Annotated in this window: 14 protein-coding genes; 5 read left to right on the forward strand and 9 right to left on the reverse strand. The window is 42.9% G+C overall.

Annotated elements, in window-relative coordinates; all coding sequences use genetic code 11:
* The first annotated feature begins 29 nt into the window (after positions 1-29).
* From E2P86_RS18340 to recG, 5 genes are all read left to right on the forward strand, one after another.
* A complete protein-coding gene (locus tag E2P86_RS18340; protein ID WP_262507880.1) occupies positions 30-164 on the forward strand; it encodes a hypothetical protein in 135 nt (44 codons plus the stop codon).
* Between the two features lie 5 nt (positions 165-169).
* Positions 170-556: a RidA family protein gene (locus E2P86_RS17240; protein ID WP_085473609.1), complete on the forward strand. Its 387-nt coding sequence runs from the start codon at positions 170-172 to the stop codon at positions 554-556.
* Between the two features lie 3 nt (positions 557-559).
* On the forward strand, positions 560-1483 hold the full coding sequence (locus tag E2P86_RS17245) for an EamA family transporter (RefSeq protein ID WP_085473608.1): 924 nt from the start codon (positions 560-562) through the stop codon (positions 1481-1483).
* Positions 1484-1568: 85 nt separating this feature from the next.
* The gene (locus E2P86_RS17250; protein ID WP_134433855.1) at positions 1569-2258 is read left to right on the forward strand and encodes a hypothetical protein; all 690 of its coding nucleotides are present in this window, start codon (positions 1569-1571) and stop codon (positions 2256-2258) included.
* Positions 2259-2296: 38 nt separating this feature from the next.
* Positions 2297-4402 carry an ATP-dependent DNA helicase RecG gene (recG, locus tag E2P86_RS17255; protein ID WP_085473606.1) on the forward strand — a complete coding sequence of 702 codons (2106 nt, stop codon included), beginning with the start codon at positions 2297-2299 and terminating at the stop codon, positions 4400-4402.
* A 15-nt stretch (positions 4403-4417) separates the two neighbouring features.
* Here the strand turns inward: recG and hflX are convergent, their stop codons facing one another.
* The 9 genes from hflX to surE all read right to left on the reverse strand — a co-directional run bounded on the left by hflX (position 4418) and on the right by surE (position 13795).
* Entirely contained in the window at positions 4418-5608 is a 1191-nt protein-coding gene (hflX, locus tag E2P86_RS17260) for a GTPase HflX (RefSeq protein ID WP_085473605.1), read from the reverse strand.
* 21 nt (positions 5609-5629) lie between these two features.
* Entirely contained in the window at positions 5630-6118 is a 489-nt protein-coding gene (locus E2P86_RS17265) for a GNAT family N-acetyltransferase (protein WP_134433856.1), read from the reverse strand.
* Positions 6118-6687, reverse strand: a complete 570-nt coding sequence (locus tag E2P86_RS17270; protein ID WP_134433857.1) for a hypothetical protein — start codon at positions 6685-6687, stop codon at positions 6118-6120. The genes E2P86_RS17265 and E2P86_RS17270 overlap by 1 nt, the downstream gene beginning before the upstream one ends.
* Before the next feature lie 14 nt (positions 6688-6701).
* The gene (locus E2P86_RS17275) at positions 6702-7892 is read right to left on the reverse strand and encodes a M20 metallopeptidase family protein (protein ID WP_134433858.1); all 1191 of its coding nucleotides are present in this window, start codon (positions 7890-7892) and stop codon (positions 6702-6704) included.
* Positions 7893-7907: 15 nt separating this feature from the next.
* Positions 7908-8378 carry an SPOR domain-containing protein gene (locus E2P86_RS17280; protein ID WP_134433859.1) on the reverse strand — a complete coding sequence of 157 codons (471 nt, stop codon included), beginning with the start codon at positions 8376-8378 and terminating at the stop codon, positions 7908-7910.
* A 17-nt stretch (positions 8379-8395) separates the two neighbouring features.
* Entirely contained in the window at positions 8396-11698 is a 3303-nt protein-coding gene (secA, locus tag E2P86_RS17285) for a preprotein translocase subunit SecA (RefSeq protein ID WP_085473600.1), read from the reverse strand.
* Positions 11699-11814: 116 nt separating this feature from the next.
* Entirely contained in the window at positions 11815-12720 is a 906-nt protein-coding gene (locus E2P86_RS17290; protein WP_134433860.1) for a menaquinone biosynthesis family protein, read from the reverse strand.
* A 32-nt stretch (positions 12721-12752) separates the two neighbouring features.
* Complete coding sequence (locus E2P86_RS17295) at positions 12753-13019, reverse strand: hypothetical protein (RefSeq protein WP_134433861.1); 267 nt, start codon at positions 13017-13019, stop codon at positions 12753-12755.
* Positions 13016-13795, reverse strand: coding sequence for a 5'/3'-nucleotidase SurE (gene surE, locus E2P86_RS17300; protein ID WP_134433862.1), 780 nt, complete (start codon positions 13793-13795; stop codon positions 13016-13018). The genes E2P86_RS17295 and surE overlap by 4 nt, the downstream gene beginning before the upstream one ends.
* Positions 13796-13851 lie beyond the last annotated feature (56 nt).

The raw sequence follows: 13851 nt of genomic DNA on the forward strand, positions 1-13851 counted from the left end.
ATACGGATTAAGCATCGTACATTAGCTTTATGAAGCCACAGGAAGAGAAACCGGAACTTTCTAAATCGTCACAGTTCAACCGAAAAGCCATGCGCATCATGAATATCATGGCGATTACCATCTTTTTGTTGGCTATTATTTACAAAGTATTCTTTTCGAAATAAAACATATGTCACAGAAGCAAATATTAAATACGGACAAAGCTCCTGCAGCGATCGGTCCTTACAACCAATCTATTAAAGCAGGAAATACACTATATGTATCGGGGCAAATACCTTTGATCCCAGAAACCATGGAGTTAATTACAACTGGTGTTGTCGATGAGACGCATCAAGTCCTAAAAAATGTACAGGCCATTCTTGACAATGCCGGTTATAGCTTTAATGATGTGGTAAAAGCAACCATCTTTATTAGCGATATGGGTGACTTTGCCGCTATAAACGAAGTATATGCACAGTATTTCACGGCAAACCAACCCGCACGCGAGTGCGTCGCTGTCAAGACTTTACCGAAGAATGTAAATGTAGAAATTTCAGTAATTGCTTGGAAAGACTAAGCTGTGGATAATAAAAAAGAGATAACCGAAAGCCGCAGAAGTTATTTTCTAGCGGCTTTTTTAGCGCCTTTGATCTGGGGCTTCATGTCTATTCCTGTTCGCCTCATCAAAGGTTGGCCGGCTGATGACATTCTGAACTACCGAATTTTATCGGCATTGGTGATTCTATGGGCATTTATCTTCTTATTCCGAAGACCCGTGTTACGTCAAGATATCGCACGCCTGCGGAGTATGCCTCCCAAGGAGCGCAAGAAGATTATGGTACTGACCTTTATGGCGGCGATCTTTATTTTTGGAAACTGGTTTACCTATATCTATGCGATCAATAATATCAGTATCCAATCGGCGGCTTTTGCTTATATGCTCTGCCCTTTGATTACTACGTTTGCGGCCTACTTTATCTTAAAAGAAGAGCTTACCAAGCAAAAATGGGTCGCTTTAACAATCGCATTTATCAGTGTATGCCTGTTGGCAACAGGGTCAGTGACCCAGGTCCTCTGGTCCGTCGCAATTGCCGCACTTTACACGTTTTATTTAATTATCCAGCGTGTAATCCAAGGATTTGACAAACTGAACCTCCTAGCAGTACAGCTGCTGCTTTGTAGTTTGTTTATTATACCCATATTACTGTTTCAGGGACATGAAATCCCGCAGAGCGTACTTTTCTGGGTTGTAATCGTTATTATAGCGGTGGTTTTTACCATTATCCCCCTCTTCCTAAGTATGTACGCGCTCATCAAGATATCCTCTAGTACGACTGGGATTCTATTGTATATCAACCCTATAATCGCATTTCTCATCGCCATTTTTTACTTTAAAGAGGAGATCGACCCGCGAAAATATATAGCCTATGCGCTTTTGCTCATTGCGATTATGCTCTTTAATGGAAACGTACTACAGAGACTCTTCTCCAAAAAGGAACAATAAATTTCCTGCTGTAGCGAAAAAGAAATCTCTTTCGTTTAGGGATAGGTAACTAAAAACTAATTACGTAAACCCCTAAATGTTAAAAATGAAAAGAATTTTACCTTACCTCCTTCTTCTTTTTTTGCTCGGTTGCAGCAAAGAAGAGAAATCGTACGAACATTGGTCTAAACTTGCTTCCGAGAAATATAAGGAAATTGTTGCATTGACACAGTCCGTTCATTGTACAGAAATAAATGATTTTGAAACCGTTCAAATCGGTCATAACTATCTTTTATTGCACCCTTCGATCAAAGGACAATATGGCAAATTAATGCAGGAGTATGAATATCTTCAAACACAAGCTGGAAAGGCGGCCGGTCGAGAAGGGATTCTAAATGATATTTTCGCACCACCGAACCCTCCGGTAAGAAAGCAGTGCCAGAATGGCAAACCAACATTGATCTTTGCACAGAACCTCACCCTGGAGGAAGCTCGTTCGGAGTTATCGACACGACTTGCGGAGATTAAAGCGTTCTATAACGACGTGACCTGCACCAATGCGAACGACTGGAGTGCATACGGTATCCGAACAGGCTGCTGCATAGAGGCAATAGCAATACATAAGACCATCAAAACCGTTGAGTTTATACAAAAAATAGACCTTTACAACCGTATTATGGAGCAAAAAATGACACTGGAGAAGGTGAGCTGTGCCGGTATCCCTCCCTGTGCAAACAGTATAAAATCGATACAATGCGTCGATGGCAAGCCGGTTATAGAGATGGCAAAACTATAAATTTTAGGCAAATTTTCGTAGATTAGCCGTTCTTAGGAATGGCTAATCTCACGACAATAACTCCAATCGAATACCTCAAAGGGGTAGGCCCACAAAAGGCCGATGTACTCAAAAAAGAGTTGCAAATTTTCACTATTGGAGACCTCCTGCAATACTATCCGTTCCGGTATATTGATCGCACTAAGTTTCATAAAATCAAAGATCTCCATGCCGACATGGTCGGTGCACAGGTCATTGGCCGTTTGACGCATATCCAAGAGGTTGGTGAAAGACGAGGCAAACGCCTAGTAGCGCAGTTCAAAGATGATACCGGCAGTATGGAGTTAGTTTGGTTCCAAGGTGCTTCTTGGTTGAAAAAGAGCTTGAAAGAAGGAGCTGCATATATTGCATATGGTAAGCCTACTGTCTTTAATGGGCAACTTTCGATCACTCACCCTGAAATGGAACTCTTTCAGGCACAAGAGAAAAAGATTGGCAACCAAACGATGCAACCCGTCTATTCTTCAACAGAAAAATTGAAGAAATTTAGTTTGGAAAGTAAGGGAATACAACGCCTCCAACAGACCGCACTGGAAGCCGTATACCAACAGTTACAAGAAACTTTACCCCTGTATATCATAGCACAACATAAGCTTGTAAGCTACCAAAAAGCGATGTTATCCATTCATTTCCCACAGGATGTACATGAACTCAACGCGGCTATACAACGCTTAAAATTTGAAGAACTATTTTTCATACAGCTGCGCTTACTGCACAACAAACAATTAAATACCAGCAAGTATAAAGGGCATCGTTTTGACAAAGTAGGCAACAAATTCAACCTTTTTTTCAACGAGCGCCTACCGTTCCCGCTCACCAACGCACAAAAAAGGGTCATTAAAGAAATCCGACTAGACACCAATACGGGGGCACAGATGAACCGGCTGGTTCAAGGTGATGTGGGTTCTGGAAAAACGGTGGTTGCCTTAATGGCCATGCTCCTCGCAATCGATAATGGCTACCAAGCCTGCATGATGGCTCCTACGGAGATATTGGCACAGCAACATTTTGCCGGCATTAGTGAACTACTGGGCGAGGATATTGCCCGGGTCAAACTCCTGACCGGATCCACGGGCGCAAAAGAGCGCCGTATTATCCATCAGGAACTAGAAGAGGGTACGCTTGATATTCTTATCGGTACCCATGCATTAATCGAAGACAAAGTGAAATTCAAGAACATTGGTTTTGTTGTCATCGATGAGCAACATCGTTTTGGGGTAGAACAACGCGCTAAACTTTGGCGTAAGAATGTCATCCCTCCACATATGCTGGTCATGACCGCCACCCCCATCCCTCGCACACTGGCGATGACCATGTACGGCGACCTTGATATTTCGGTAATCGACGAGCTTCCTGCGGGCCGTAAACCAATAAAAACAGTTCATTTTTTTGAAAACCAACGCCTTCGAGCTTTTGGATTTATGCGCGACGAGATCGCCAAAGGCAGGCAGATATACGTCGTATATCCGCTCATCAAAGAAAGTGAAAAAATGGACCTCCTTTATCTCGAAGCAGGCTTAGAAAACCTACAGCGTGAATTCCCGCTACCAAACTACCGAATTAGCATCGTACATGGTAAAATGTCGGTCAAAGAGAAAGATTTTGAAATGCAACGCTTCATCAAAGGTGAGACACAAATTATGGTGGCGACCACTGTTATTGAGGTTGGGGTCAACGTCCCAAATGCCTCCGTTATGATTATTGAAAATGCGGAACGTTTTGGCTTATCACAGCTGCACCAGCTTCGGGGACGTGTCGGTCGGGGAGCCGAACAATCGTACTGTATTCTGATGTCTAGTAATAAGCTGAGCAAGGAAGGCCGCACCCGCTTAGAAACAATGGTGCGGACCAGCGATGGCTTTGAAATTGCAGAAGTCGACTTGCAGCTGCGCGGCCCAGGGGATATCTCCGGCACGCAACAGTCTGGTGTCCTTGATATGAAGATTGCAAACCTCGCATCCGACCAAGCCATTTTAACAACAGCACGAAATAGTGTTATCACCCTATTTAAAGAAGACCCCCAACTCGCGCTCGACAAAAACAGCCTCTTAAGACAATTCTTGATGCAGCGCACGCCGGGGATTTCCTGGGATAAGATATCCTAATGAAAGATCGTTCTATTAGTACAATAGATTGTTATATGGATAACGTTCGTTGTGCATCTTCACGATAATTTCATATAGCTTCTCTTTAAATTCTTCTACATTCAGCCTATCCGTTGCCGAAATAAAAATCGCTGGATCCGCATTCTTCGCCATCCAAGAGTTTTTAAAATCATCCAAGGTTACCTTAACCTCTTCTCCTTCATCATTTTCTTCTACCGGGGGCTTATAGGCATCAATTTTATTAAACACCGTAATCACCGGTTTATCCAGTGCGTCAAGATCTTTTAGTGTTTCATTCACCGCAATAATATGATCCTCAAAATTCGGGTGTGAGATATCAACCACATGGATCAATACATCTGCTTCACGTACCTCATCCAACGTAGACTTAAAGCACTCCACTAAATGGTGAGGTAACTTCCGGATAAAACCTACGGTATCAGATAAAAGGAAGGGAAGATTATCAATAACCACCTTTCGTACCGTGGTATCAAGTGTAGCGAACAGTTTGTTCTCAATAAGTACATCCGACTTGGAGATCATATTCATAATGGTGGATTTCCCCACATTCGTATATCCCACTAAAGCCACACGAATAAGCTCGCCGCGGCTCTTCCGTTGTGTCTCATTCTGCTTATCAATTGCTTTTAAACGTTCTTTCAGCAAGGAAATCTTGTTTAAGATCATCCGTCTATCCGACTCGATCTGGCTCTCTCCGGGACCACGCATACCAATACCACCACGCTGACGCTCCAAGTGGGTCCACATCCGTGTTAAGCGCGGCAATAAATATTGAAGTTGCGCAAGCTCCACTTGTGTTTTCGCTTGAGCAGTCTTTGCATGTTTCGCAAAGATATCCAAGATCAAGTTCGAACGATCCAAAACCTTTACCTGAAACTCCTTCTCTATATTACGAAGCTGCGAAGGCGATAGTTCATCGTCAAAGACAACCATATCAATATTTTCAGCCTTGATATAGGCTTTAATCTCTTCCAACTTCCCGCTTCCCACGAAGGTTGCTTTATCGGGATATTGCAATTTTTGTGTATAGATTCCATTAACGATACCTCCGGCAGTCTCCACCAAAAAGGCTAGTTCCTCCAGATATTCATGCGCTTTAGCCTCCGTTACGTCAGGTGTAATAACAGACACCAAAACAGCAACTTCTGGCTTTACCGCTGTATCATATATTTTCGTTTTTCCCATGTGTTCTTTTCTTTTTCTTAATTATTTACGCAGTCTTTTCTGCATCACATAATCATCCAGCACGTAATCGAAATAAGGAATATCTACCGTTTCTGTCACCACAAAACCCTGCTTTATATAGAAAGCATAAGCATGCTTATTTCCGCGATTTACATTCAGCTCTAAAACGTCAATCCCATTATTTAACGCGTGCTCTGCAGCAAAGTCTATTAAAGTTTTTCCCAATCCTTTTCCCTGCACGCTAGGCAAGAGGTAGAGCTTTTCAATGCGAAGCCTATCTTCCTGGGATAACAACGTGATAAAACCCGCCTCCTTTTCTTCGTCTTTGATAAGGAAGAAAGTATTTCCCAAAGCCGTAGCACCTTCAAAATCCTGCTCGACATATGCTTTATTCAACATAAAATCAATCTGCTGATCCGAAAGAATACCAGCATATCCCGTCTGCCAACTTAGCGTCGCAATCTGTGCAATCGTCGTCCAATGCTCTGCCGTAGCCGTCACTATCTCCATTAGATATCTTCTCCTATCAAAACAAAATCAGGTGTATTAAACGCCAAATAAATAAATCCGTCTTGTTCCACCACAAAAGTATCTTCCGCTTCTTTGCGAATTCCCACCAGTGACTTTAATTGATTTTCGTGTACAAAAATCAAATCACCCGCACGTTTCCATTTCTCATATTGTTCCTGCACCAACACATACCGCCTACCAGACATAAAAAGAACAATATTAATATCGTTACAAAAATCGGTTATCGCAGCGGGAATTGTATCGCACAAGATATTAACAGCTTTATACTGCTTCTGGTTCAGATAATTTAAACCATCCGTAATAAAATCATGTAAGAGCGGAATAACCTGTGTTTGTTCTTGAAGGTCAAGGTTTGACAAAACACGGTTAGAAACGATAAAATCGACCTTAATTCCATCCGCTTGTAAGAAATCTATGGTATAGTCATCTGCAAAAATAGTAGGGCTCCATTCTAGGAGCTGACCGAGATATTCACGATCTAGCGCCGATAAGGAAGCCACCAATAAAGCCGGCTCCTGGTTTTCTCGAACAATGTGATGTGACGACATACTTCTTTCATATTCTATTCACCCAGTTGGCGTAGGGCGATATAAGCCATAAGGCCGATACTTATTTCTAATGCGCGTTCATCGATATCAAATGTCGGTGTATGTACCGCCGACTCGATACCCAACGCCTTATTCCCGGTTCCTAAGCGATAAAAACAAGCATCAATCTCTTGTGAATAGTACGAGAAATCCTCCGCCGCAGGCCAAATATCTAAGTCTAAAACATTCTCTTTCCCTAAATACTCCACCGCATATGCTCGCGACGCGTTCGTTATCACCTCTTCATTGATGAGGTAAGGATATCCCTTGCGTACTTCAAAATCACAAACCGCACCCATTCCTTCTGCGATGCTGGTCGCCATTTTGACCATCTTCTGGTGAGCATCAGCCCGCCAAGCTTCATCGAATGTTCGGAATGTTCCTTCCAAGTACACTTCATCCGGAATAATATTTGTTGCTCCATTGCCCACAATCTTTCCCCAAGAAAGTACCGTTGGGGTACGTGGGTCGGCATTCCGACTAACAACTTGCTGCAATGCCGTAATTATCTGTGCCGTGATGGCAATTGGATCAATATTCTGATGTGGGTGTGCGCCATGCCCTCCTTTTCCCTTAACGGTCATAAAGAGTTCATCGCATGAAGCCATATACTTTCCGGCTCGGAATCCCACTTTTCCCGTTTCAATAAAAGGCATCACATGCTGCCCGATTATTCCTTGCGGACTCGGGTTTTCCAAAACCCCCTCTTTAATCAGAAGAGAAGCCCCGCCTGGAAGACGTTCTTCTCCCGGTTGAAAAACCAGTTTTATAGTGCCGCCGAATGAGGCGCGCAAAGCATGCAAGATACGGGCTACACCGAGTAAGGATGCGGTATGAACATCATGCCCACAAGCATGCATAACCCCCTCTTTATTCGACCCATAAACACGTCCTTCCACTTCCTGAATAGGTAACGCATCCATATCTGCACGGAGCGCAATAACTTGTTCCGAACTCTTATCTCCCCGAATAAGTCCAACGATTCCTGTGCCGGCCATTACCTCAAAAGGAATGCCCAAAGCTGTCAACTGTTCCGCGACAAAAGCCGACGTGTTGTACTCTTCAAAAGAAAGCTCGGGATTTTGGTGCAGGTGACGACGTTCTGCTACCGTTTGATCAAAAAAACGGGCCGCCAGTTGCTGGACTTGATCCTTTATTGTGGACATAGGCTTTAGGATAGGTTACTCGTAGACATAAACCCAGATATCTTCAGTGAAGACAAATACATTGTTATACTGACCACGCAACTCACGCATAAACTTGGTCGCTTCAGCACGATTTCTAAAGTCGCCCACCTTCACCCGATAATTAGGTTCATCGTACGTCATATAACTGCCTACATCACTGTAGACACTTTGAAATCGAGACTGTACAGCCGAAGCATCGTTTCGGTTACCCCCCGAAAAAATCTGAACCCTAAATCCACGTACTTTGACGCGACGGGCAACCTTCTTCTCCACAGGAGTCTCCTTTGCTGCACCCAGCTTAACAACGGTCTTGGTATTTGTAGGGTTGATATTATTATCTGCTCTAAATGCCTGAAGTAAAGTGATCAACGAATCCTTATTTACCTCTACTAGTCCTGTCTGTGCTTTAGCAAAATGCGACACGCCTACACAAACAAAAAATAATACCAACCCTTTTCTTAACATCTTTATTTACTATTTTCTTAACTATTCTTTCCGTGGCAGTTCTTATACTTAAGACCTGATCCACAAGGACATTCGTCATTACGACCTACGGTCTGTTCTTTCTTAACAGGCTGCGTAACTTGTTGTTCTCTTGTGTCTCTATCTTCTTCAGAAACACCCGTTGGCGAAGAAAGTTCTTGTTTCGTTGCTTTTATTTGTGCAGATGGTGCCGGAGCCGGGCGTGCCGCCTGTACATTTTCCGATTCTTGTTGTCCTGGAATATCACCTTTAAACAAGAAACTCACGATATCTTTATTCATGGTTGCCAACATGGATTTAAACAAGTTATACGCTTCCATTTTATAAATGATAATCGGATCTTTCTGCTCATAAACCGCATTTTGAACCGACTGCTTCAAGTCATCCATTTCACGCAAATGCTCTTTCCAAGCCTCATCAATCAAAGCAAGAACCACGCCTTTTTCAAAAGATTTGAAGACTTCTTTACCTTCGGTTTCAACTGCTTTTTGCAGATTCGTCGCAACTTGTATGCCACGAATTCCATCTGTAAATGGAACAACCACATTTTCAATCATCGCTCCACGCTCCGCCAGTACATTTGTTAATACAGGAAGTGTTTGGTTCGCAATATGCGTTGCTTTGTTGTGGTAGTGTGTAATAATCTGTTGGAATAATGTATCCGTTAATCCTTCCACATTACCTTGTGCAAATTGCTCCGCAGAAATCTCCGGATTTACAGCAAACAAACGGATAATCTCAATTTGAAAATCTTCGTATGTTCCGCCTTCTTTTGCTTCAGCAACAACGTCCTCAACAACATCAAAAATTGTATTGTTCAAATCAACGTCCAAGCGTTCTCCAAAAAGGGCATTTTTACGTTTTGTATAGATTACCGTACGTTGCGAGTTCATCACATCATCGTACTCCAATAGACGCTTACGGATACCAAAGTTATTCTCCTCTACTTTACGTTGTGCACGCTCAATAGATTTAGTCAACATACTATGCTGCATCACTTCGCCTTCCTCAACACCCATCTTCACCATGATATTAGAGATACGTTCTGATGCAAATAAGCGCATCAAGTTATCCTCTAAGGAAACGAAGAACTGAGACGAACCCGGATCTCCTTGACGACCCGCACGACCACGTAACTGACGGTCAACGCGACGAGACTCGTGACGCTCTGTACCAATGATCGCTAAACCACCAGCATTTTTCACCTCTTCGGTAAGCTTAATATCCGTACCACGACCTGCCATGTTGGTCGCAATCGTTACCTGGCCTGGACGGCCTGCTTCTGCAACGATATCTGCCTCTTTTTGGTGAAGCTTCGCATTTAACACATTGTGTTTAATACCGCGCAACTTCAACATACGACTTAACAACTCCGAAATCTCTACGGAAGTAGTACCCACCAATACAGGGCGACCTTGCTCCGTAAGCTGCTGAATTTCTTGCGCTACCGCATTGTATTTCTCACGCGCCGTACGGTAAATAAAGTCCTGACGGTCATCACGCTGGATTGGACGATTAGTAGGTATTTCAACCACATCCAATTTGTAGATTTCCCACAACTCACCCGCTTCCGTTGAAGCGGTACCCGTCATCCCTGACAGCTTATGGTACATCCGGAAATAATTCTGTAATGTAATCGTCGCATACGTCTGTGTCGCATCTTCGACTTTCACGTTTTCTTTAGCCTCAATCGCTTGGTGCAAACCATCGGAATAACGACGACCGTCCATAATACGACCTGTCTGCTCATCTACGATTTTTACTTTACCTTCATCAACGATATACTGATCATCAATCTCAAATAAGGTATATGCCTTTAACAATTGGTTGATCGAGTGGATACGCTCCGACTTAATCGAATAGTCACGTAATAACTCTTCTTTACGTTGTGCTTTCTCTTCTAAAGAAATATCCGCTCTTTCAATATCAGCAATCTCAGAACCAACATCTGGAAGGATGAAGAATGAAGGATCCTCACCTGAAGCCGTAATCAACTCAATACCCTTCTCGGTTAATTCAACCTGATTATTTTTCTCATCGATAACGAAGAACAATTCCGCATCCACCTTCGGCATATTACGGTTTTGCTCTTGCATATAGTAGTTTTCTACTTTCTGTAAGATTTGTCTATGGTTTCCTTCTGATAAGAACTTAATTAAAGCCTTATTTTTTGGTAAACCGCGGAAGGCTCTCAACAAAGCCATACCACCACGTTCAACATCTGCATCACCCGCAGCAATTGCTTTCTTCGCTTCATTGAAGACCGTGTTGATATATGCTTTCTGCGCATTTACCAAACGTTCGATCCGTGGTTTCAACTGATAGAACTCATGTTCATCACCACGAGGAATTGGACCGGAGATAATCAATGGTGTACGAGCATCATCAATTAATACCGAATCGACCTCATCGATCATCGCAAAATGAAGCTTACGTTGCACCATCGCATCCGGCGTTTGCGTCATATTGTCACGTAAGTAGTCAAAACCAAACTCATTGTTGGTTCCGTATACGATATCCGACAAATACGCTTTTCTACGCTGTGGTGAATTCGGTTGGTGTTTATCGATACAATCAACACTTAAGCCATGGAACTCAAATAAAGGACCATTCCACTCGGAGTCACGACGTGCCAAGTAGTCATTCACTGTTACAATGTGTACACCTTGTCCGCTCAATGCGTTCAAATAGGTAGGCAAGGTACCTACGAGTGTTTTACCCTCACCCGTTGACATCTCGGAAATCTTACCTTGATGTAATACGATACCACCGATCAACTGCACATCGTAATGCACCATGTTCCATGTCACCTCCGTACCTGCGGCTGTCCATGTGTTTTTCCAAATAGCCTTATCGCCTTGAACAACCACATTCGGCTTACGAGCCGCTAGCTCGCGGTCAAAATCCGTTGCTGTTACTTCAAGTTGTGCATTCTCCGTTAAACGGCGTGAGGTTTCTTTCACAACAGCAAATGCTTCTGGAAGAATATCCGCTAATATTTCCTCTAACTTCTTATCTCGGTCTTTTGCAAGCTTATCGACCTTCTCATAGAGCTCGGTCTTCTTGCCCATATCAACATCGTCCTTGTCGGCTTCCGTTTTTAATTCCGCTACCTCACTATCGATATCAGCAAGGTAATTTTTGATCCGTTCCTTAAAATCTAATGTCTTTCCCCTAAGCTCATCATTCGACAACGCCGACAGCTTTTCGTACTCGTCCTTAATCTTGTTTACAATAGGTTGGATTGATTTAATATCTCGCTCAGACTTACTGCCAAATAATTTACTTAAAAATTTTAACATAATATTTTTTTAATTCTCCGTTTTCCGCTGTGCAATAATGACTCCAATTGCATTTGGCAGACATTTTGGCACTAATCGGGCAAATTTAATTATTACATGTGATAACTAACAGGCTTTTACACTGTTTTTTTTTCGCTTTCCTCCCGGTTTGTCAAAAACAATTTTTGACGTGACTCCGGAACAATATTTAACTGTTGTGCTTCATCAAACATATATTGGATCGCAGCTCTCCCTTCTTCGCCCAAATCTTCCGAAAAACGATTCACATACAGCTCAATATGTTTATACATCACTTCTTCCTCCATCGCTTGCGCATGCTGTTTGATATAGGCAAGACCCGACTTCGGGTTTTCAAAAGCAAACTGCACACTTTGCCGCACCAATGTATTGATTTTTAACTTCAGATCAGCATCCAGGCTCCGCTTCACCACAATCCCACCCAAAGGAATCGGAAAACCGGTCGTACGCTCCCAGTAATCCCCCAGATCAACCACCTTTAGTAACCCCTTATCTTGATAAGTAAACCTATTCTCGTGAATTATTAAACCTACATCAATCCGTCCATCAAGCAAAGCTTCTTCAATATCCGAAAACACCAACTCAACTTTGTTTACTAATTGTGGAAAAGCAAGACTCAACAAGAAATTGGCCGTCGTAAACTTTCCAGGGATACCGACCCGAATTTTACTTTGATCCAGACTGCTCCCCGTCGTGTCATCCAAGACCTGTTGCAGCTGCTCAACCAAAGCCACGTCTTTTGCGATCAACAAAGGTCCTACCCCAAATCCTAAAGCACTCCCTGCATCAAGTAATTCATAGGTATCCGCAGCATAGGCAAAAGCATGATAGCTTAGCTTTGTTACATCCAAAGCGCCAGCAAAAGCTTGGTGATTCAACGTTTCCACATCATGATACTCCACCGCAAAGGTTAATCCCCCTGTATCGATCTTACCATGTATCAACGCATCAAAAATAAACGTATCATTTGGACATGGGGAGAACCCCAAGGTAATTGTTTTCATAGTCATTATCTAACAAATAAGCCGAACACGCATTAGGCTATAATTTTATGTGTATATAGGAAAAGGATTAGGGCGATAAAAGTCACGAAAACAATCCCTTTTGCAACCTTATCCTGCTGCGTGTCACGTCGATAAAACAGCCGCACCAAAAACAGATTAATAGCGACAGCTAGTACATAGAATCCGATTTCCTTACCCTCAAAAAGCGAGGTCGCCACCGTACTATATTGTGTTAATAAATAAGCAATCCCCGGAAAGACACTTCCGATCAACAGGCCGAGCCAAAAACTATTTCTCATTCCTTAACATCAAAGCTCCATGAATTTATTTCCGGTATAGCATGGTGAGCCGTCATATCAAACTGGGTTGGCACAACCGCAGCATAACCATTATGCAAGGCAAATACATCGGTCTCCTCCCCTCGGTCATTGAGCTCAAACTTACCCGTCATCCAGAAATAATCTCTATTGTAAGGGTCTGTTCGCTCCTCAAACTCTTCCACCCAGCTACCATTTGCCTGGCGACAGATTTTAATTCCTTTAATTTCCTCTCCTCGTGGGAAGTTTACATTAAGCAGGGTGTTTTTCGGCAGTCCATTTTTCAGTACTTGTTCCGTAATCCCTAACACGTATGGGCGACAGAAGGAAAAATCGGCCTGATGGGAGAAATCATCCAACGAAAATCCAATCGAAGGGATTCCTTCAATCGCCCCTTCGACAGCCGCCGACATTGTGCCCGAATAAAGCACATTAATGGAGTAATTTAGTCCATGATTAATTCCAGAAACACAGATATCAGGCTTCTTACCTTTATATATTTTATGAATCGCTAGCTTCACACAGTCCACGGGTGTTCCCGAACACTTATACATCTCCACGCCTTCATAGAGATCTATCTTATCCAGGCGCAGTGGCCGTCCAATGGTAATTGCATGCCCCATCCCAGATTGTGGACTATCGGGCGCAACAACAACGACATTTCCCAACTTTTTCATCTCCTCCAACAGAACCTTGATTCCTGGAGCCGTAATACCATCGTCATTAACGACCAAGATATTTACATTCTTCTTTGCCATAATGCGAATTTAGGAAAAACCTAATGAAATATCGCTCTATTCCGATACCTAAAAGG

It is taken from the genome of Sphingobacterium psychroaquaticum (assembly GCF_004421025.1).
Lineage (GTDB): Bacteria > Bacteroidota > Bacteroidia > Sphingobacteriales > Sphingobacteriaceae > Sphingobacterium > Sphingobacterium psychroaquaticum.

Excerpts from the sequence above, each read along its gene's own strand:
- hflX (WP_085473605.1), bottom strand. The coding sequence starts at position 5,608 with ATGGGAAAAACGAAAATATATGATACAGCGGTAAAGCCAGAAGTTGCT.
- E2P86_RS17265 (WP_134433856.1), bottom strand. The coding sequence starts at position 6,118 with ATGGAGATAGTGACGGCTACGGCAGAGCATTGGACGACGATTGCACAG.
- E2P86_RS17280 (WP_134433859.1), bottom strand. The coding sequence starts at position 8,378 with ATGTTAAGAAAAGGGTTGGTATTATTTTTTGTTTGTGTAGGCGTGTCG.
- recG (WP_085473606.1), top strand. The coding sequence starts at position 2,297 with ATGGCTAATCTCACGACAATAACTCCAATCGAATACCTCAAAGGGGTA.
- secA (WP_085473600.1), bottom strand. The coding sequence starts at position 11,698 with ATGTTAAAATTTTTAAGTAAATTATTTGGCAGTAAGTCTGAGCGAGAT.
- E2P86_RS17275 (WP_134433858.1), bottom strand. The coding sequence starts at position 7,892 with ATGTCCACAATAAAGGATCAAGTCCAGCAACTGGCGGCCCGTTTTTTT.
- surE (WP_134433862.1), bottom strand. The coding sequence starts at position 13,795 with ATGGCAAAGAAGAATGTAAATATCTTGGTCGTTAATGACGATGGTATT.
- E2P86_RS17240 (WP_085473609.1), top strand. The coding sequence starts at position 170 with ATGTCACAGAAGCAAATATTAAATACGGACAAAGCTCCTGCAGCGATC.
- E2P86_RS17295 (WP_134433861.1), bottom strand. The coding sequence starts at position 13,019 with ATGAGAAATAGTTTTTGGCTCGGCCTGTTGATCGGAAGTGTCTTTCCG.
- E2P86_RS18340 (WP_262507880.1), top strand. The coding sequence starts at position 30 with ATGAAGCCACAGGAAGAGAAACCGGAACTTTCTAAATCGTCACAGTTC.
- E2P86_RS17270 (WP_134433857.1), bottom strand. The coding sequence starts at position 6,687 with ATGTCGTCACATCACATTGTTCGAGAAAACCAGGAGCCGGCTTTATTG.
- E2P86_RS17290 (WP_134433860.1), bottom strand. The coding sequence starts at position 12,720 with ATGAAAACAATTACCTTGGGGTTCTCCCCATGTCCAAATGATACGTTT.
- E2P86_RS17250 (WP_134433855.1), top strand. The coding sequence starts at position 1,569 with ATGAAAAGAATTTTACCTTACCTCCTTCTTCTTTTTTTGCTCGGTTGC.